Source organism: Flavobacterium ustbae (assembly GCF_003946915.1).
In the GTDB taxonomy this organism is placed as follows: Bacteria; Bacteroidota; Bacteroidia; order Flavobacteriales; family Flavobacteriaceae; genus Flavobacterium; species Flavobacterium ustbae.
The window spans coordinates 15,830-35,914 of record NZ_RPOC01000017.1 but is presented as its reverse complement, the minus strand read 5'-3'; the positions used below and the strand labels follow the sequence as shown (position 1 = coordinate 35,914).

Here is a 20,085-nt window from a genome sequence, read left to right as displayed (position 1 = left end):
CCCCAGAATCTGGCGCTACAATATGAATCGTTCCTCCAGAACTGAAAAATCTATATTCTTTTCTACACCGGATTAATCCCGAAGCCTCGGGACGGCGCTACAATACGGATCGTTCCTCTGGAACTAAAAATCTATATTCTTTATTCTATTTTCTATTTTCTATTTTCTTCTAACTTTTCGCATCTAACATCTAACCCAGAACCTAACTCTGCGAAAGCATTCCCGCCGTATGCAGCAGTTCGTAATGTTTTAAAACTGCATCCAATCGGGTTGAGATTTTGTTGTATTTCGCTTGAAGTAAAGCATTATCAGCATCTACCATTTCGGTTATTAAAACCAATTGGTTTAAGTATTTCAGCTTTACAATTCTGTAATTTTCTTCTGCTAAGTCCAACGCTTTGTCAACCACCACAAACTTTTCGAGGATTTCCTGATATTGTGTATGATCTTTAAAAAGCTGATCCTGAATTTCGTCTTTTACAATTTCGGTCTGCATTTTCTGCCATTCGATTTTGGTATTCGCCTGTGCTACTTTCGTTCTGTTTTTATACAAAGCCGAAAGATCAAAACGTGCCTCGATTCCTACTTGACCTAAAGTGTACAAATACGGATTTGGCGGAAAGAATTTGTAGTTTGGATAATAAAATCCGTAATTACCAAAGAAGTTTACGCTTGGCAGATAATTTCCTTTTACCAATTCCAATTCGGTTTTACTGATTTTCAATTCCTGGCTTGAAATGCGCATTTCTTCGTTCTGCATGGCTTTATTCAGATAAAAATCATACGGAACTAAACCGTTCATTTCATCCAAACCAGAAGTCGTATCTATTGCGATTTCTTCGTTTTCCGGAAGCTGAATCAACGTCTTCAGATCGTGAAGTGCGATTTTAATGTTTTTGGAGTTTGTCAACGCATTCAATTCACGATCTGAGAGTTGCAATTCGGCACGAATGACTTCATTTTTGGTCACTGTACCATGTTTCTGCATCGATTGTACTTCTTTCAATCGGCTTTTTTCTTCTTTGATGTTTTCTTCAAAAATCTTCTGAAGTTCCATCATTTTATAAATCGCGAGATAGTTGGCTACAACCTGAAGTTCGATATCATTCTCTGTTTTTTCCGATTTTATTTTGGCAATTTCGTTTTCATCATTCGCAATTTTAATCGCGTTGTTGATTTTATTTCCAACATAAATTGGCATTTTAAAAGTCGAATTTACCTCGTAGATTTCAGGAATAGCTTTGGTCACTGTTTTTCCGTTAAGGAAACCATTTCCTTTAAATTCGGTAATGTTGGTAATTCTGGAATATTCTCCGTTTAGTTCGACATCTGGAAGTCGGAGTTCTTTTCTTTCTTTGATGTTTTGCTCTGAGAGCGTAATGTCCAATTGAGATCTTAGGACTTTTTTGTTGTTTTCTTTAGCCAGTTTCATCGCTTCTTGTAAAGAAACCGAATGAACCTCCTGAGCTTGTAAACTATTGAATGCGAATGCAATTAAAAATATCAATAAGCTTTTGAGAAAACAATCTTCTTTAGAATTTGTTGTTTTAAGGAACATGAATATTTAACTATTTGATGCTGCAAAGTTCCTTCATTTTTTCGTTGACTGATAATTATTAAAAGCCAAGAACATATTCATTTCGGCCAAACGTTAAAATTTCTTTTTCCGAAAACGTTATATTAAAATATTGAGGTACAAAAAATTAGAATCATTTTGTTTCAAACAGATTTTCAATGGTTTAGCTAAAAAAGGTTTCACGCAGATTTAAATGGATTTAAGCAGATCTGGCAGATTTTTTATAATATTTATCTGCTCAATCTCCAAAATCTGCGGGAGAAAAATTATACATTCCAACACAGAAAAATCAAAATTAAATCTGCTTTAATCTTTTTAAATCTGCGTGAAACCAAAAATTCTGCGTGAGATAACTATTTAGTTTGCTCCAAAATTTCCTCCCCATTTAAGTAATCAGAAGGTCTTTGGCCGAGAATTTTAAAAAAGGTATTACTGAATGTAGGAACACTGTTGTAACCAACTTCTTCGGCTACTTCTTTTACCGAAAGTTTTCTTTCTAACAGCAATTCGATCGCTCTTAAAATTCTTCTAATGGTATAATATTGAATAAAAGACATCCCGAGATCTTTCTGGAATAATCTTGACAACGACCTTTCACTATAGCCAAACTCATGCGCGACATTCGAAAAGAGAATAGTTTCTCCCAAATTATTCTCCACATAACGCAGAATTTTACCTAAACGCTTGTCTTTTGGCTGTGGCAATTCTAACGGAAGATTCGTTGGACAGATTTGCGGCAAAATCGCTTTTATGGCTTTTGCGATGCTAAAATTGGGAGTTCCTTCTTCGAGATCGCCATTCCAACGATTGGTAAAAAGCATCATTTGAAGCAAAAGATTATTTACGGGATAAATGCCTTCATTTTTATAAAATTCATCTTCATTTTCTTCAACCGGAAAATAAAGATTCCGCATCATCACATGTTCTGACTTTGGTTCAATGCTGTGTTCTAATCCAGCGGGAATCCATATAAAATGTCTTGCAGGTAAAAAATAAGATTTTGATTCGGTTGTCACAAAAACTACGTCGCCTTCGGCATAAAGCATTTGTGCTTTTTCGTGTTTATGAGTTGGAACTAACAATTCACCCATTATATCATGATGACAATAAATGCTTTTTGGGTCAGCATCTACTCTCTTGATGTAATATTTGTCTACTTTAAAGGGTGATTGTTCCATAGTTTTTAACCGCTAAGGTTTACGCAAAGTTCGCTAAAATTCTTTATTAGGCGTTGAAATATGCTCGCAAAGTCGCTAAGACGCAAAGTTTTTTTAGCCACAGATTATATGGATTAAAAAGGTTTTTTTGTTTCACGCAGATTTAAAAAGATTTTAGCAGATAACGCAGAGGATTTTTGACATTTCGAACGGAGATTCTCCGAATCCTTTTAGAGAAAAACCATAGCCCAAGGTTTTAACCTTGGGAAACGTATTGTGATTCCGTAATGTGATATTGATTGCGTACCCAAGGTTGAAACCTTGGGCTATGTTCTGAAATTCTATGTGAAATTTTTCATTGCGGTTAAATCCAAAAAGAAAGGATTTTGTTTGTCTCACAGATTTGGCCAATTAAGCTGATTTAATTTTTAATAGGAAAGAAATAATCTAAAGATCTGCAAAATCTGCGAGAGTAAAAAACTTTGTATCTAGCAACTTTACGAGATTAAAAAAACTTTTACGAAAAAACCATAGCCAAAGGTCTCAACCTTGGGAAACGTATTGTGATTCCGTAATGTGATATTGATTGCGTACCCAAGGTTGAAACCTTGGGCTATGTTCTGAAATTCTATGTGAAATTTTTCATTGCGGTTAAATCCAAAAAAAAAAGTCTCTCCCTTTAAGGAAAGACTTTCTAAATTTAAGCGGTCTGGACGGGACTCGAACCCGTCTCGTCACTAGACGAGATGACAGGGATGTATTCTAACCAACTTATTTTCTGTCTTGAATCAGAGCTTCAATTGATTTACGATTCAATTTTTTCAACCGTAATTCTTCAATTAAAGCTTCTCTTTTAGTTTCAAAACCTTTTAAATAAACTAATTCCCAAGGTCCTTTATTAGCCGTATATTTACTTCTATTTTCATTATGATATATCAATCTTTGATCTACATTTTCACTAAAGCCTTTATAGTAGACATCAAAAGTTTTTGAATAAATAATATAAACGTAAAACATAATAGTAAGCTTTAAGTATAAACAAAAAAAAATGCCTTTCTTTCGAAAGGCATTTTTAAAAAACTAAGCGGTCTGGACGGGACTCGAACCCGCGACCCCATGCGTGACAGGCATGTATTCTAACCAACTGAACTACCAAACCCTGCTTGTATTGTGGGTGCAAAAATACAACAGAATTTCATTTCTGCAAGCGTTTTTACGAATAAAAATGAAGAAATTTTTAATTGGTTAAATTCCAATATTTTAAAAATTGAAGTTTTTATCAAAAAAGAAGAATTCCCTTTCTTTTCAAAATTATTTAAACGCAAAGTTAAAAACACAAAGGTTCGCAAAGCCATATAAAACTTTCCGAACTTTGACGTAAATCTTATTTCTCTTTGCGGTAAATCTAATTGAGTTTAAAATGGAATTTATTTTTTGTTTAATAACATATATGATTTAAACAAAAAAACCTCTTCGGTTAAGAAGAGGTTTTGTACCCGGAGCCGGAGTCGAACCGGCACGGTTTCCCACAGGTGTTTGAGACCAGCGCGTCTACCAATTCCGCCATCCGGGCTTAGCAGACGAAAAAACAATCAAAGTGATTATTTTAACGCAATAGAATGAGTTCATTTCTGTGCCCATTCCTTTAACACGGTGCAAATGTAAAAAATAAAATTAAAAATTCTAATAAAAAATCTCAAAATTTTACTTTCAGTGTTCGATTAATTTTATAAATTTGCAGCTCGTTAAAACGAAGCACACACAACTAACTACATCCGAGACATTTAAGCGTATCGAGCTTTGCAGAAATGATAGAGTAAAATTCTATTAAATGTAGCGGAATAAAACAACACATATAATGTCGCACCTAGAACCAGAAGCTAAAATTTTTGCTTGTTCACAAAGTGTTTATCTTGCAGAAAAAATTGCAAAAGACTACGGGATTCCGTTAGGAAAAGTAACGATGTCAACGTATAGTGATGGAGAATTTCAGCCATCTTACGAAGAATCAATTAGAGGATTACGAGTTTTTATCGTATGCTCAACTTTTCCAAGTGCAGATAATCTGATGGAATTGTTGTTAATGATTGATGCAGCAAAACGTGCATCGGCAAGACATATTACAGCTGTTATGCCTTATTTTGGTTGGGCAAGACAAGATAGAAAAGACAAACCAAGAGTTCCGATTGGAGCAAAGTTAGTAGCAAACCTATTAACAGCTGCAGGAGCAACAAGAATCATGACAATGGATCTGCATGCAGACCAAATTCAAGGATTCTTTGAAAAACCAGTAGATCATTTATTTGCATCTACAATCTTTTTACCATACGTAGAAAGTTTAAATTTAGAAAATCTGACAATTGCATCTCCAGATATGGGAGGTTCAAAAAGAGCATATGCTTACTCTAAGTTTTTAGAATCAGATGTAGTAATCTGTTACAAACAAAGAAAAGCAGCCAACGTTATCGACACTATGGAACTTATTGGTGAAGTAAAAGGACGCAACGTGATCTTAGTAGACGACATGATCGATACAGGTGGAACTTTAGCGAAAGCTGCAGACCTAATGATCGAAAAAGGAGCACTAAGCGTTAGAGCAATTTGTACACACGCTATTTTATCTGGCGGTGCTTACGAAAAAATCGAAAATTCTAAATTAACAGAATTAATCGTAACAGATTCGATTCCGTTAAAGAAGGAATCTAAGAAAATAAAAGTGGTAAGCTGTGCACCTTTATTTGCTGAGGTAATGCAAATGGTTCACCACAACAATTCCATCAGTGGAAAATTTATAATGTAGTCGTTGCGAGGAACGAAGCAATCTCACTACAAACAGAATTAGAATATTTATTTAATAACTATATTTTTTTACAATGAAATCGATTACAATTAAAGGATCAGAAAGAGAAAGCGTGGGTAAAGTGTCAACTAAAGCCTTACGTAATGCTGGACAGGTACCTTGCGTTTTATACGGAGGAAACCAAGCAGTACATTTCTCAGCAGACGTTACTGCATTCAAAAACTTGGTTTACACTCCAAACGCTCACACAGTTGTGATCGAACTTGGAAAAGGAAAATCATTCAACGCAATTTTGCAAGATATCCAAGTTCACCCAGTATCTGACAAAATTTTACACATTGACTTCTTCCAATTATTTGATGATAAAGAAATCACTATGGAAGTTCCTGTAAAAATCGTTGGTACATCTAAAGGTGTTCTTGCGGGAGGTGTTTTACGTTTAAACCAACGTAAATTAAAAGTTAAAGCTTTACCAGCAAATCTTCCTGACTTTGTTGAGGCTGACATTACTCCACTTGAAATGGGTAACAAATTATATGTTACTAAAGTTGGAAAACCAGAGTACAAAATTATGCACCCAGACAACACAGTTGTTGCTCAAGTAAGAATCTCTCGTGCTGCTATGAAAGCTGCTCAAGAAGCTGCAAAAGCTGCAAAAGCTCCTGCAAAAGGAAAGAAAAAATAATTTTTTCAAACTATACAAAAAGCCTCAATCTTACGATTGGGGCTTTTTTTTTGAGGCACAAAGAGACAAAGGTTTTGAGGAGCTAAGATTTAAAAGTCTTGTGTCAAATTCTTGTCAGGCTGAGCGAAGTCGAAGCTCGTGCAAAGTAAAATCATTAGATTATGCAGCTACTTGTGTGGGCTTAGACTTTGCTCAGCCTGACAAAATGTAGGCAAAAACGAGAATAAATATCTTGAAAACTTTGCGTACTTTACATAAACCCTAGCTCCCGATAGCTATCGGGATTACGGTCAAAAACAAATTATCTAATTAACACATTTCCTAATTCCCTAATTAACCTTATTTTTGACAAATGATAAAATGGATAACAAAACTGTTTTCATCAACACCAAAAGAAGAGAACATAGAAGATAATATGAAAAAATATTTAATTGTAGGATTAGGAAACATTGGAGCCGAATACGTAAACACCAGACATAACATCGGATTTAAAATACTTGATTTTTTAGCCAAAAAAGAAAGTCTATCTTTTGAAACTGTGAAATTAGGTTCGTTGGCTGAATATAAATTTAAAGGAAGAACTTTTTTTCTTTTAAAACCAAATACGTACATGAATTTAAGCGGAAAAGCCGTAAAGTACTGGATGGACAAAGAAAATATTCCGCTAGAAAATATATTAGTGATTACAGACGATTTGAATCTTTCTTTTGGAACCATCAGAATCAAACCAAAAGGGAGCGACGGCGGTCATAACGGCTTAAAAAACATTAATCTTGTTTTAAACACACAAAATTATACCCGTTATAGATTTGGCATTAGCGACCAATTTAAAAAAGGTCAGCAGGTAGATTATGTTTTAGGAGAATGGACTGCTGAAGAAGAAGCTCAACTGCCAGAGCGCTATGAAATTTCTGCAGAAATAATTAGAACTTTTGGAACAGCAGGTTTAGAAAATACAATGACCACTTTTAATGGAAAATAAAGATTTTCAGCTATTTATGTGATAAAAATGTAAATTATCAGTTAATTAAATTCAATTATAACGAAATAGTATTTTCAATTCCAAAGTTAAATGTTTAAATTTGGAATAAATTATTATAAACCATAAAAATCATTTTACCATGGCTTTTGAATTACCACAATTACCTTATGCATACGATGCATTAGAACCACATATTGATGCGCGTACAATGGAAATCCATCATACAAAGCACCACAATGCATACACTACAAATCTTAATGCAGCGATCGCTGGAACAGATTTAGAAGGAAAAACAATCGAAAATATCTTAATCAATTTAGACAAATCTAACGCTGCAGTTCGTAACAATGGTGGAGGTTTTTACAACCACAACTTATTCTGGACTGTAATGTCTCCAAACGGAGGAGGATTACCTACTGGAGATTTATTAGCTGCAATTGAAGCTTCTTTTGGATCTTTCGAAGAATTTAAAGCGAAATTTGCTAAAGCTGGAGCTACACAATTCGGTTCAGGATGGGCTTGGTTAACAGTGCAAAAAGGCGGAAAATTAGAAGTTGTTGGTACTCCAAATCAAGACAACCCATTAATGCCAGAAGTTGCTGGTAACGGCGGAACTCCAATCTTAGGAATGGACGTTTGGGAACACGCTTACTACTTAAACTACCAAAACAGAAGACCAGATTATATTGAAGCTTTCTTTAGCGTAATTAACTGGACAGAAGTTGCTAGAAGATTTGCTTTAGACAAATAAGAAAATAGAGTAAAGAAAATGAAGATAGACGAATGGCGAAAGCTGTTCGTCTTTTTTTATTTATAGTTTTAAGCTTAAGTCTTTGCTCTATTTTCTTATATCTATTCTCTCAAAAAAAATAAAATAAAAAAGGTGGAATTTCTTCCACCTTTTTTGCCCCAAATCTACCATAAACTTAACCTACTAATGTTAATGGTCTTGTAAAGATAGAGCAGATATTTTTTTTAATGAAACTTTTCAGGTAAAAGGCAACAATATCCGATTAAAAACCTTTGTTGATTCTTTTTAAAAATCCAAAGTTTATTATAATAAAAAAGGCGAAATTTCTTCCGCCTTTTTTGCCCCAAATCTACCATAAACTAACCTACTAATGTTATGGTTCAGTAAATGTAGAAAAGACATTTTTATAATGAAAATTTTTTAGACGAAAGGCAATTATAGTCGACAAAATCTACTTAATAACCTAATTATCAATATATTACTTTTTAAAAATAAAAAAGGCAGAATTTCTTCCACCTTTTTTGCCCCAAATCTACCATAAACTAACCTACTAATGTTATGGTATAGTAAATTTAAGGCAGTTATTTTTGCGAAAGAAAATTTTTAGATAAAAGGTAAGTAAATCCGATTAAGAGATATAATTGGCTGTTTATAAATAGTTTGAGTTTATTCCAATAAAAAAGGTGGAATTTCTTCCACCCTTTTTGCCCCAAATCTACCATAAACTTAACCTACTAATGTTATGGTATCTCAAAAGTATAGCAGCATTTCATCTTTACCAAACAAACAGGATGAACGGCAAAAAAAACCGATGAAATGCACAATTTAACCTTTTATTAGTATTTTATTAATAAGCTCGCGCGTCTTTTCCTTCATAAAAATTCATAAATGCACGATTTACAACTCTATTTCCACCAGGAGTTGGGTAGTCTCCGGTAAAATACCAGTCGCCTAAATTTTTAGGACATGCTTTATGTAAATCATCTACTTTTTGGAAGATAATTTTTACTTCGGCGTTAATTTCTGGTGAGCTTAGCATTTCTGCAATTTTATCTGAAATCTCTTCATCTGTAAATTGATCGTAAATAGCTGTTACATAATTCACAACATCTTTATCAAGGAAATTTTCTTGTGCTTTGCATTTAGCATAAACTTCATCTACAATATGATATAGATTTCTTTCTTTTAATAATTCAAGCGCTGCTCTAAAGGCAACTAAGCCTTCTAGCTTTGCCATATCGATACCGTAACAGTCTGGATAACGAATTTGCGGTGCAGAAGACACGATAACAATACGTTTTGGATTTAAACGATCCATCATTTTAATGATACTCATTTTCAATGTAGTACCACGCACAATACTGTCGTCAATTATTACTAAGTTATCTTCTGGCTTAATTACGCCATAAGTAACATCGTAAACGTGAGCTACTAAATCATCACGACTACTGTCTTCGGTAATAAAAGTTCTAAGCTTAGCATCTTTAATGGCTACTTTTTCTGTACGTATTTTTACAGATAAAAGCTCCTGAAGCGTTTCTGTTGTAAGTGTATTTCTGTTTTCCAGAATATAATTGTTTTTTCTCTGGTTTAAGAAATCCTGAGCAGCTTCTACTAAACCATAAAATGAAGTTTCGGCTGTATTTGGAATGTATGAAAAAACAGTATTGTCTGTATCGCTATCAATTGCTTTAAGAACAGCTGGCAAAATCAATTTACCTAAATCTTTACGCTCTTGGTAAATCTCTGCATCACTACCTCTTGAGAAATAGATTCTTTCAAAAGAACAAGCTTTCTTAACGGTTGGTTCCAAGATCTGGTTCATGGTTACTTTACCATTTTTCTTGATAATCAAAGCGTTTCCTGGATCAATTTCCTGAACGCTTTCAAAAGGTACATTGAATACAGTTTGTATAACAGGTCTTTCAGAAGCTACTACAACGACTTCATCATCTTGATAAAAGTAAGCTGGACGTATTCCTGCTGGATCTCTAAAAACAAAAGCATCACCGTGACCTAATAAACCAGCCATAGCATAACCGCCATCTAAGTTTTTAGCCGAACGTGCTAAAATTTTAGCAATATCCAAACGTTCTGCAATTACTGGCGAAGCATCTCTTTTAGAATAACCTTCCGCTTTACAGTCTTGGTACAACTGCATTACTTCTTTATCTAAAAAGTGCCCAATTTTTTCCATTACCGTAACCGTATCAGCCATTTCTTTTGGGTGCTGACCTAATTCAACTAGATTTTCGAAAAGTTCTTTAACATTCGTCATATTAAAGTTTCCTGCCAAAATCAAGTTACGGTGCATCCAGTTACTTTGACGTAAAAATGGGTGAACACTTTCGATACTGTTTTTTCCGAAAGTTCCGTAACGAACGTGACCCAAAAACAATTCTCCTACATAAGGAATATTTGCTTTCAGTTCTTTCATATCGTCTCCCAATTCCGGATTTGCTTTTAACTCCTCGCTGATACGCTCATTAATTTGTTTAAATACGTCCTGAATTGGCTGTGCGTGATTAGAACGAACTCTACTAATGTAGCGCTGTCCTGGATCAACATCAAATTTTATGCTTGCAAAACCAGCTCCATCTTGTCCGCGGTTGTGCTGTTTTTCCATCATTAAATACATCTTCTGGATTCCGTAAAAAGCAGTTCCGTATTTTTCTTTATAATATTCAAGCGGTTTCAGTAGTCTAACTAAGGCTATCCCACATTCGTGTTTTAAAGCGTCGCTCATTGTTTTGTTTTTTGTGTGTTGTTGTAAGTTGTGTGTATTAACGTAATAAAAAAGCCCCGTTTTATCGAGGCTCTTAGGCATTATATTTCTATGTCAAACTGAGTTAACGACTTAAATTGCTGTAATCGAATCGCTACTTCTGCTTTGCTTAATGTTTCCATCCTTTCAGTTCCGAATTTCTCTACGCAGAACGAAGCTAAATTTGAACCATAAATAATTGCGTTTTTCATGTTGCCAAAAGAAATGTTTTCGCTTTGCGCAATAAATCCTGAGAAACCACCTGCAAAAGTGTCTCCTGCTCCTGTTGGATCAAAAACCTCTTCTAATGGTAAAGCTGGTGCAAAGAATACTTCTCTGTTGTGGAATAAAAGTGCTCCGTGTTCTCCTTTTTTGATCACCACATATTTAGGTCCCATATCTTGGATTTTCGCAGCTGCTTTTACTAATGAATATTCACCAGAAAGCTGTCTTGCTTCTTCGTCATTGATTGTAATAACATCTACACGTTTAATAACGTCTAATAGTTCTGGAAGAGCGCAGTCCATCCAAAAGTTCATAGTGTCTAAAACTACCAATTTTGGCTTTTTCTCCATTTGATCTAAAACACTGCTTTGTACTAATGGGTGTAAGTTTCCTAACATTACCACGTCAGCATCTTTGTAGTTTTGAGGAACTTTCGGCTGAAAATCGGCTAAAACGTTCAATTCAGTAACTAAAGTATCTCTAGAATTTAAGTCATTATGGTATAAACCGCTCCAGAAAAAAGTTTTTCCTCCTTTTACAATTTCGATACCAGAGATATCAATGTTTTTTGAAGTTAAAAGATCTAAATGTTCTTGAGGGAAATCGTCGCCAACTACAGAAACAATGGCCGATTGCAAGTTAAAAAATGAAGCTGATAAACCAATGTACGTTGCAGCACCACCTAATATTTTATCTGTTTTTCCGAAAGGAGTTTCAATCGCGTCGAAAGCAACTGTTCCAACAATCAATAGTTTATTCATTTTATGAATTTCGAATTAGGGTGCAAAGATACTCTATAAGTTACAATCTTGCAATGGTTTAGGTTCTCAAAATTTTCTTAAAATAATGACAACGATTTCGAAGTAAAACTATTGTAAATGAATTGGTTAAAATTGATTCTTAGGAATGCTTAAAATATGTTTTTAGGATTTAGAATGCAAATTTTTTGAAAAAAAATGCGATTATTTTACAGCTGATACTTCTTATCAAAATAATTCTTCAAAACACCAACCTGAACCAAAATCATAAAAGTAACAATTAAAATTGCGTACAGGATATTTTTAGACAAATGAATTCCAGAGAATGTGTTAGAAATTTTGTCAGAATACAATTCTCCCATTTTTTCTATTTCCAGATTGTTTTGCGAAACAGAAAACAGAGAAACATAAATTACCAATCCGAATAACGCCAATCCAATAAAAATCCAGACCGGTTTTGAAATCAAAGGTTTATAGGCTTTTAGTTTTTTCTCTTCCAAAACCAAAACCTCCGACATTATTTTAGAAGTAAAATCAAAAGATGGCGACTGAAGTTTTTCTTCAGCCATCATTTTATCAATAAGTTGTTCTAAGTTTTTATCGCTCTCTTTCATAACATTCTATTATTTCTGGTTCTAACTGCTGTTTCAAAATTACAGCTAATTTCTGTCGGCTCCTAAACAATTTTACTTTGGCATTATTGGCCGAAATATTCATTATTTTTCCAATTTCTTCCAAATTCTGATCTTCAAAATAAAATAAAGTGAGCAGGAAATTTTCATCGCTTGGTAATAAATTTAAACATTTCTGAATGGTCTGCTTTCGTTCTTTATCTTCTAGAACGCTCAATGCATTATCCATTGTTTTAATTAAATGAGAAGAAAATTCATCAATCGAAATGTTTAAATCTTCTTTTTTATTTTTCTTCAATCGGTCTAAACAAGTATTGTAGGCAATTTTATAAATCCAAGTCGAAAATTTAGCGTCTCCTTTAAATTTATTTAATGAACTGTAAATCTTTATAAAAGTATCCTGCGCAACTTCTTCGGCTTCTTCTCTATTTTTAACCATTTTGAGAGCCAGTGTAAAGATCATATCTTTATAACGATCAACCAGCACGGCAAACGCATTGGTCTCGCCCTGCAGAATTTTATCTATATAATGCCGATCATTTATTGTGCTCATATTATATAGGACGACAAGTTGTTGGTTTAGGTTACAAGAAATTGGAAAAATAAATTCCAAACTTTTTAAATTCCAATCTTTAATATATAAGTGAGAATTGAATTTTGTCAAAGTTTAAACTTTGACAAAATAGTTGGCGTAAAAAAAGCAAGATCAAAATTAATTGATAATCAGTGACTTTTGGAATTTGGAATTTGTTTTTTGAATTTTATTTTAAAATTCTGTAACCTCATTTCAAAACCTGTCGTCTTATGGGTATATCAATCAATTAAAAACATAAAAAATCATGGACGACAAAGTTTTAATCCCAATTAGTTTCTTTTTAATGATCTTCGGAATCGTTTACTTAATTTATTCAACCAGAAATAGAGAACGTTTAGCGTTAATAGAAAAAGGTGTAGATGCCAGCATCTTTATTCAAGGAAAAGGAAACGGAGTTCCGGCTTGGAAAATATTTGTAGTTAATCTGGCCTTTTTATTAATAGGTAGTGGGGTCGGAATTTTTATTGCAATATTAATTACAACTTACACTTCATTAAATGACGGAGCCGTTTATCCTTCAATTATATTTATTATGGCAGGTTTAGGACTTTTGACAGGATTTAAAACAGCAAAAGATTTAGATAAAGAATAACCGTTCGTATCAAATTTAAGTTAGTACAAAAAACGCATCATATATATGATGCGTTTTTTTTATTCTTTAGAACCAATGGTTTCGTAATAAACGTCGACGGAAAGTTTGGGCTGCGCTGATGCCATTACAGCCAATTGATCGCAGCGCTCGTTTTGCGGATGATTATTATGACCTTTTATCCATTTGAAATCGACTTTGTGTTTTCGGTAAACAATTAAAAAGCGTTTCCATAAATCAGGATTCTTTTTGCCTGTATAGCCTTTTTTCTCCCAACCGAAAACCCATTTTTTTTCTACAGAGTCAACTACATATTTAGAATCGGAAATCACCAAAACCTTCATGCCTGGATTTTTCAGTTTTTCTAAACCTACAATGACAGCCAAAAGTTCCATTCTGTTATTAGTCGTAAGTCGAAAACCTTCGTAAAATTCTTTTTTATATGGTGTACCTACCAGTTCCATGACAACCCCATACCCCCCATTTCCTGGATTTCCCTTTGCAGCGCCGTCTGTATATATATGTACTTCGTGAGACATTTAATTATTTTAGATTGTTGATTTTAGATTGAATTTGCTTTGTCTGTTTTTATTTTTTACCATATAAGTTATGTAAGTTCATTTAAAAATTGGAACTTTATGCTACTTAGTGACAAGGACATTTAAGTTTTGTTATTTTATAATTCAACTTAAAATGAATTCAAATACACTTATATGATCTTAAATTTTACGTCCCTATAATTTTGCATCCCTCTTCAAAAATGGACTTACATAACTTATATGGTTTAAAAAAATTACGCGTGCAGTAATCTTTCAATAATCTCCGGGAAATGCTTTTGTTCCAGTTCGTGAATCTTTTCTGCAACGGTTTCTGGGGTATCTTCGTCTGTTAGCGCAACATTTGCTTGAAAAATAATGCCACCTTCATCATAATGTTCGTTAACATAATGAATAGAGATTCCGGTCTCTTTTTCTTTATTATTTACAATTGCTCTATGTATGTGCATTCCGTACATTCCTTTACCTCCATAATTAGGTAAAAGTGCCGGATGGATATTTATTATTTTATTCGGATATAGTTCAATTATGTTTTCTGGGAACTTTAGTAAAAAACCAGCGAGCACGATCAAGTCCGGGTCGATTTCTTGCACTTTTTGTAGTACGTTTCTCTCTAAAAGTTCGTTTTTTGAGAAAATTTCAACAGGAATTTGATGATTTTTTGCTCTTTCGATCACTTTTGCCGAAGCATTATTGGTAAAGACCGAAACAACCTTTGCAATTTTAGTGTTCGAAAAATATTTTATAATGTTCTCTGCATTAGTTCCTGATCCTGAGGCAAAAACGATAATTTTTTTCATAAAGCGGTGTATTTTGAGAGTGCAAAAAACGGAATAAAAAACGAAAATAAATAGCTTTGAAAGACCTTTCTTGAAATTAATTTTATAAATTAGTATCACATTTATAAACTAAATCATGGTTTTAAAATAAAGTTTTTTATTTTTGCCAACAAATTAAATTCTAAAATTAAAGATTATGTCAGACATTGCATCAAGAGTAAAAGCGATTATCGTAGACAAATTAGGTGTTGACGAAAACGAAGTTGTAACAGAAGCAAGCTTCACTAATGATTTAGGAGCTGACTCATTAGACACTGTTGAGCTTATTATGGAATTCGAAAAAGAATTTGATATTCAAATTCCAGACGATCAAGCAGAAAACATTGCTACTGTAGGTCAAGCTATTTCTTATATCGAAGAAGCAAAAAAATAATAATACTACACCCGAATTCTAAAAATTCCAAATATTAATATCCAAATCCCAATTTGGAGTTTGTTTTTTTAAAATTGGAATTTTTAGATATCGGGTGTTATTATTTTTTTAAAATTAAATTCCGATTGATTTTCAATCTAAAAGATATATTTATATTGTAATTCCCATGGCTCTTAAGTAACAATAAGTTAAGAAAGCGTGGGTTTTATTTGTTTAAAGTACAAAACACATATTTATGGCATTAAGGCGAGTTGTTGTAACAGGATTAGGTGCACTTACTCCTATCGGGAATAATATCCAAGAATATTGGAATGCACTTGTGAATGGAGTTAGCGGAGCCGCTCCAATCACATATTATGATACCGAGAAACACAAAACGAAATTTGCCTGCGAAGTAAAAAACTTCAATATTGAAGATTACATGGATCGCAAGGAATCTCGTAGATTAGATAAATTTGCACAATATGCGATTGCTGCCAGTGATGAAGCTATCAAAGATGCCGGAATCACAAATGATAACGTAAACAAACAAAGAGTTGGTGTTATTTGGGGCGCAGGAATTGGAGGTTTAGAAACTTTTCAGGATGAAGTATTGTATTATGCAAAAGGAGACGGAACACCAAAGTTCAATCCTTTCTTTATTCCTAAAATGATTGCCGACATCGCTCCAGCGCATATCTCTATGCGTAATGGGTATATGGGGCCAAATTATACTACGGTTTCTGCCTGTGCATCTTCTGCAAATGCACTAATTGATGCTTTCAATTACATTCGTTTAGGAATGTGCGATGTTATTGTTTCTGGTGGTTCTGAAGCAGCAGTTACAATTGCAGGCATGGGAGGATTTAGCTCAATGCACGCTTTATCTACAAGAAACGAAAGTCCAGAAACAGCTTCTAGACCTTTTGACGCTACTAGAGATGGTTTTGTTTTAGGAGAAGGAGCAGGAGCTTTAGTACTTGAAGATTACGAGCATGCTAAAGCAAGAGGAGCAAAAATCTACTGCGAAATTGGCGGTGGAGGAATGTCTTCTGATGCTTATCACTTAACTGCACCGCATCCAGAAGGAATTGGAGTTATTGCAGTAATGGAAAACACATTGAGAGATGCTGGAATGAGCCCTGATCAAGTGGATCATATCAATACGCACGGAACTTCTACTCCATTAGGAGATGTTGCGGAGCTAAAAGCAATCAGCAAAGTTTTTGGAGATCATGCTAAAAACATCAACATTAACTCTACAAAATCTATGACAGGACACTTACTTGGTGCTGCTGGAGCTATAGAAGCTATTGCTTCTATTTTGGCAATGCAACACGGAATTGTGCCTCCAACGATTAACCATACAGTAGTTGACGAAAACATTGATCCATCTTTAAATCTTACTCTAAACAAACCTCAAAAAAGAGAAGTAAATGTTGCTATGAGTAATACATTTGGTTTTGGTGGACATAATGCTTGCGTATTATTTAAAAAATTAGCTGACTAATTTCTGTATATGAATATTATCAAAAAAATATTTTCTAAATCCCGTTCTCTAGAAGACGGGATTTTTTTTGACACTATTCAGAAAATTCTTGGTTTTCAGCCTACAAATATTGATTTTTACAGAAGAGCTTTCACACACCGCTCTTCCAATAAATTAGATCAGAATGGCCATCCTATAAATTATGAACGCTTAGAATTTTTAGGTGATGCTATGCTAAGTGCTGTCATTGCTGCACATTTGTTTAATAAAGCACCAAATGGAGACGAAGGCTATTTAACCAAGATGCGTTCTAAAATTGTGAGCCGTGAACATTTGAATGAATTAGGTAAAGATTTAAATTTAGTCCAGTTTGTAGAAAGCAAAGTGCCAATTCAGCATTTTGGAGAAAATATTCATGGTAATATTTTTGAATCGCTTGTGGGAGCTATTTATTTGGATAAGGGATATTCTTTTTGCGAAAAATTTATTCAAAAAAAGGTAGTAACTCCATACGTTGATATTGCCCGACTAGAAGGAAAAGTGATAAGCTATAAAAGTCTTGTTATCGAATGGTGTCAGAAAGAAAAAAGAGTTTTCCATTATGATATTTTTGAAGATAACGGCATAGATGGACAGCGTTTATTTGGTGTTAAATTGAGTATTGACGATAAAGTTGTTGCAAGAGCGAGAGCAACTTCAAAAAAGAAAGCAGAAGAAAAAGCATCGCAAAGAGCGTATTTTGCATTTCAAGAAAAAATTGACAAGAAATAGCTGCAAGAATGTTGTAACTATCACAAGGCTACAACGTTTTCGTTTATAATTTAACAAAACAAGCATGTCATAACTGTTGATGCTCCGTTTAGAAATAGTATATTTACAACTTGATTTTTCAAGACATGGCTATTCATAAATTGGATTTAGACGAATTTGACGAAATTGATTATTATTTAATGGCAATTCATACTTCATTAGAAGATTATAGATTAGCCTATTTTATTAATAAAATCCTTCCGATTAACTTAAGTAAGAGCAAAAACGAGATTCATGCTCAGACTAAGGAAGGTGAAGCAAATTTTTCGAGATTCTATTATTATGATGAAGAAAAAGCTGTTTCCTGGAATTTAATTCAGAATAAAAATGAAATCATTTCTGTGAGTACAAATGATTTCCAGAATTTGTTTTCTAATGAAACAAGTGAGGTTTCGACAACAATTCATTTACTTCCTGAATTTAAAAAAGTCGATTTTTTCCTGAAAATTGATAATAGCGAAGAGGCGCTTAATTTTTCAGAAATTCAACAAAAATTAAATACCATAGAAAGTATTGCGGCTATTTATACCGTTGATACAGACAAGATAAAATCAAAAAACAATCTAATTTTTTAAAAAAAATGCTAACAAACAAGAAAACCAAAATTGTTGCTACACTCGGCCCAGCTTGTAGTACAAGAGAGATCATTAAAGATATGATCGATGCAGGTGTTAATGTGTTTAGAATCAATTTTTCGCATGCAGATTACGAAGGAGTAAAAGAAAGAATAAACATTATTAGAAGTCTAAACGAAGAGTTTGGCTACACAACAGCAATCTTAGGAGATTTGCAAGGACCAAAACTTAGAGTTGGTGTAATGGAAGAAGGCACTGTTGTAAACGACGGCGATGAAATCACTTTTACAACTGCTGAAGATATTATCGGAACGTCAAAAAAAGCGTTCATGAAATATCAAAATTTCCCAAATGATGTTAACGTTGGAGAGCGTATTTTGCTTGACGATGGTAAACTTATTTTTGAAATTGTTTCTACAGATAAAAAAAGTGAAGTTGTTGCTAGAGTTATCCAAGGTGGAGAGTTGAAATCTAAAAAGGGAGTTAACCTTCCGAATACAAAAATCTCTCTGCCAGCTTTAACAGAAAAAGATATTGCAGATGCTATTTTTGCAATTGAGCAAAAAGTAGACTGGATTGCACTTTCGTTTGTAAAAACTCCTCGCGATTTACAAGACTTACAAGAATTAATCGCTAAGCATTCTGACGTTAAAATTCCTATCATTGCTAAAATTGAAATGCCAGAAGCTCTTGAGAACATGGATAAGATTGTAGCTTATTGCGATGGTTTAATGGTAGCTCGTGGAGATCTTGGTGTTGAACTTCCTGCTCATGAAGTGCCATTGGTGCAAAAAGATTTGATTAGAAGAGCTAAAACGGCTAGAATTCCTGTTATCGTTGCCACTCAAATGATGGAAACAATGATTACAAGTTTAACTCCAACAAGAGCAGAAGTAAATGACGTTGCAAACTCTGTAATGGACGGTGCAGATGCTGTTATGTTGTCTGGAGAAACAGCTACAGGAAACTACCCTGTACAAGTAATTCAGAGAATGGCACAAATTTGTGAGGCTGTTGAGAATTCACCTTTAATTCAGGTTCCTCAAAACACACCTCAAATTAAAACAAAACGTTTTGTTACTAAAACAGTTTGTCACCAAGCGGCTTTATTGGCTAACGAAATCGAAGCTAAAGCAATTTGTACTTTAACAAATAGTGGTTATACAGCATTTCAAATTTCGGCTTGGAGACCATCAACTGCTCATATTTTAGTGTTTACTTCAAACAGAAGAATCTTAACACAATTGAATTTATTATGGGGAGTTAAATCTTTCTATTACGATAATGAAGAAAGTACAGATGATACTGTAACAGATGTAAATCAAATTGCGGTTGAGAAAGGATATGCACAAAAAGGAGATTATTTAATCAACCTTGCTGCAATGCCAATTAAAGATAAAGGAATGGTTAATACCATGAGAGTTTCTGAAATTGATTAATATTTTCTTTACAAAATACTTTAAAAAAGTCGCTTATTCTTTAAGCGACTTTTTTGTTTTTGAGCCTTTTTTTCTAAAAAACAGCTCAATTTCCTGATTTGTTATTCTTGTAATCTCACAAATTTTTAGACGCAAAAGAATCTTTTTCTGTTTCATTTCACTCAATTTTTAGAAAACAACTATACAAAATAACATCATCTGCTACTATTTCTTCTTTTTTTTTCATTTTAGAAATAAAAACATAAAAAGCCTATTTTCTAACGTTTAGGTGTGTTTCATTTTGCAAAATGAAACATTTTGGTGCAAATTCTTCATTTATGTTGTTTCATTTTATAAAATGAAACAAGCTCATGCCGAATAAATACAATTGTTCGCTCAATTATTAGTTAATTTTGAGAAACTTAAAAAAAAGTTAAAAATATTCTGTTTCAGATTTTAAAATAAAAATGAATTTGAAACACATCAAAAAGATGCAACCTCAATTGAAGCCATTTTTTTGAAAGCTTACCA

General features: G+C 33.6%; 20 protein-coding genes and 2 tRNA genes. 11 read left to right on the top strand and 11 right to left on the bottom strand.

All coding sequences use genetic code 11. From position 1 onward, the window contains the following. Positions 1-202: 202 nt before the first annotated feature. From EG814_RS17315 to EG814_RS17300, 4 genes are all read right to left on the bottom strand, one after another. Positions 203-1,558: a TolC family protein gene (locus EG814_RS17315; protein WP_125723150.1), complete on the bottom strand. Its 1,356-nt coding sequence runs from the start codon at positions 1,556-1,558 to the stop codon at positions 203-205. Positions 1,559-1,929: 371 nt separating this feature from the next. Continuing rightward, positions 1,930-2,754, bottom strand: a complete 825-nt coding sequence (locus EG814_RS17310) for a helix-turn-helix transcriptional regulator (protein WP_125723149.1) — start codon at positions 2,752-2,754, stop codon at positions 1,930-1,932. A gap of 750 nt (positions 2,755-3,504) precedes the next feature. Further along, complete coding sequence (locus EG814_RS17305; protein ID WP_125723148.1) at positions 3,505-3,750, bottom strand: GIY-YIG nuclease family protein; 246 nt, start codon at positions 3,748-3,750, stop codon at positions 3,505-3,507. A gap of 68 nt (positions 3,751-3,818) precedes the next feature. After that, positions 3,819-3,892, bottom strand: a tRNA-Asp gene (locus EG814_RS17300). Between the two features lie 11 nt (positions 3,893-3,903). Between EG814_RS17300 and EG814_RS17295 the strand changes: the two genes are divergently transcribed. Next, positions 3,904-4,092: a hypothetical protein gene (locus tag EG814_RS17295; RefSeq protein ID WP_125723147.1), complete on the top strand. Its 189-nt coding sequence runs from the start codon at positions 3,904-3,906 to the stop codon at positions 4,090-4,092. A 134-nt stretch (positions 4,093-4,226) separates the two neighbouring features. Here the strand turns inward: EG814_RS17295 and EG814_RS17290 are convergent. Next, positions 4,227-4,306: transfer RNA gene (locus EG814_RS17290), tRNA-Leu, on the bottom strand. A 285-nt stretch (positions 4,307-4,591) separates the two neighbouring features. Between EG814_RS17290 and EG814_RS17285 the strand changes: the two genes are divergently transcribed. From EG814_RS17285 to EG814_RS17270, 4 genes are all read left to right on the top strand, one after another. Then, a complete protein-coding gene (locus EG814_RS17285; protein WP_111378835.1) occupies positions 4,592-5,533 on the top strand; it encodes a ribose-phosphate pyrophosphokinase in 942 nt (313 codons plus the stop codon). 73 nt (positions 5,534-5,606) lie between these two features. After that, on the top strand, positions 5,607-6,218 hold the full coding sequence (locus EG814_RS17280; RefSeq protein ID WP_125723146.1) for a 50S ribosomal protein L25/general stress protein Ctc: 612 nt from the start codon (positions 5,607-5,609) through the stop codon (positions 6,216-6,218). 352 nt (positions 6,219-6,570) lie between these two features. Beyond that, positions 6,571-7,200 carry an aminoacyl-tRNA hydrolase gene (pth, locus tag EG814_RS17275; protein ID WP_125723145.1) on the top strand — a complete coding sequence of 210 codons (630 nt, stop codon included), beginning with the start codon at positions 6,571-6,573 and terminating at the stop codon, positions 7,198-7,200. A 139-nt stretch (positions 7,201-7,339) separates the two neighbouring features. Next, positions 7,340-7,951: a superoxide dismutase gene (locus EG814_RS17270; RefSeq protein WP_095930681.1), complete on the top strand. Its 612-nt coding sequence runs from the start codon at positions 7,340-7,342 to the stop codon at positions 7,949-7,951. Between the two features lie 847 nt (positions 7,952-8,798). On the opposite strand, the gene EG814_RS17265 is transcribed toward EG814_RS17270, so the two are convergent. From EG814_RS17265 to EG814_RS17250, 4 genes are all read right to left on the bottom strand, one after another. Then, complete coding sequence (locus tag EG814_RS17265) at positions 8,799-10,697, bottom strand: amidophosphoribosyltransferase (protein WP_125723144.1); 1,899 nt, start codon at positions 10,695-10,697, stop codon at positions 8,799-8,801. Between the two features lie 80 nt (positions 10,698-10,777). Then, positions 10,778-11,701: a PfkB family carbohydrate kinase gene (locus EG814_RS17260; protein ID WP_035646428.1), complete on the bottom strand. Its 924-nt coding sequence runs from the start codon at positions 11,699-11,701 to the stop codon at positions 10,778-10,780. A 206-nt stretch (positions 11,702-11,907) separates the two neighbouring features. Then, positions 11,908-12,312 (bottom strand): hypothetical protein, encoded by a 405-nt coding sequence (locus tag EG814_RS17255; protein WP_125723143.1) that lies wholly within the window; start codon positions 12,310-12,312, stop codon positions 11,908-11,910. After that, positions 12,296-12,883 (bottom strand): RNA polymerase sigma factor, encoded by a 588-nt coding sequence (locus tag EG814_RS17250; protein WP_125723142.1) that lies wholly within the window; start codon positions 12,881-12,883, stop codon positions 12,296-12,298. Before EG814_RS17250 ends, EG814_RS17255 begins: the two co-directional genes overlap by 17 nt. A 286-nt stretch (positions 12,884-13,169) precedes the next feature. On the opposite strand from EG814_RS17250, the gene EG814_RS17245 reads away from it, so the two are divergent. Further along, complete coding sequence (locus EG814_RS17245; protein WP_125723141.1) at positions 13,170-13,517, top strand: DUF6249 domain-containing protein; 348 nt, start codon at positions 13,170-13,172, stop codon at positions 13,515-13,517. A 59-nt stretch (positions 13,518-13,576) separates the two neighbouring features. Here EG814_RS17245 and rnhA read toward each other — a convergent pair whose 3' ends face one another. Both rnhA and purN read right to left on the bottom strand, forming a co-directional pair. Continuing rightward, positions 13,577-14,053 (bottom strand): ribonuclease HI, encoded by a 477-nt coding sequence (gene rnhA, locus EG814_RS17240; protein WP_125723140.1) that lies wholly within the window; start codon positions 14,051-14,053, stop codon positions 13,577-13,579. Positions 14,054-14,307: 254 nt separating this feature from the next. Further along, the gene (gene purN, locus EG814_RS17235; protein WP_125723139.1) at positions 14,308-14,871 is read right to left on the bottom strand and encodes a phosphoribosylglycinamide formyltransferase; all 564 of its coding nucleotides are present in this window, start codon (positions 14,869-14,871) and stop codon (positions 14,308-14,310) included. 175 nt (positions 14,872-15,046) lie between these two features. Between purN and EG814_RS17230 the strand changes: the two genes are divergently transcribed. The 5 genes from EG814_RS17230 to pyk all read left to right on the top strand — a co-directional run bounded on the left by EG814_RS17230 (position 15,047) and on the right by pyk (position 19,575). Next, entirely contained in the window at positions 15,047-15,283 is a 237-nt protein-coding gene (locus tag EG814_RS17230; RefSeq protein WP_007137004.1) for an acyl carrier protein, read from the top strand. Positions 15,284-15,518: 235 nt separating this feature from the next. Further along, the gene (fabF, locus tag EG814_RS17225) at positions 15,519-16,772 is read left to right on the top strand and encodes a beta-ketoacyl-ACP synthase II (RefSeq protein WP_111378847.1); all 1,254 of its coding nucleotides are present in this window, start codon (positions 15,519-15,521) and stop codon (positions 16,770-16,772) included. Positions 16,773-16,781: 9 nt separating this feature from the next. After that, positions 16,782-17,522, top strand: a complete 741-nt coding sequence (rnc, locus tag EG814_RS17220; RefSeq protein ID WP_125723138.1) for a ribonuclease III — start codon at positions 16,782-16,784, stop codon at positions 17,520-17,522. 125 nt (positions 17,523-17,647) lie between these two features. Next, entirely contained in the window at positions 17,648-18,136 is a 489-nt protein-coding gene (locus tag EG814_RS17215) for an IPExxxVDY family protein (protein ID WP_125723137.1), read from the top strand. A 5-nt stretch (positions 18,137-18,141) separates the two neighbouring features. Continuing rightward, a complete protein-coding gene (pyk, locus tag EG814_RS17210) occupies positions 18,142-19,575 on the top strand; it encodes a pyruvate kinase (protein WP_125723136.1) in 1,434 nt (477 codons plus the stop codon). Positions 19,576-20,085 lie beyond the last annotated feature (510 nt).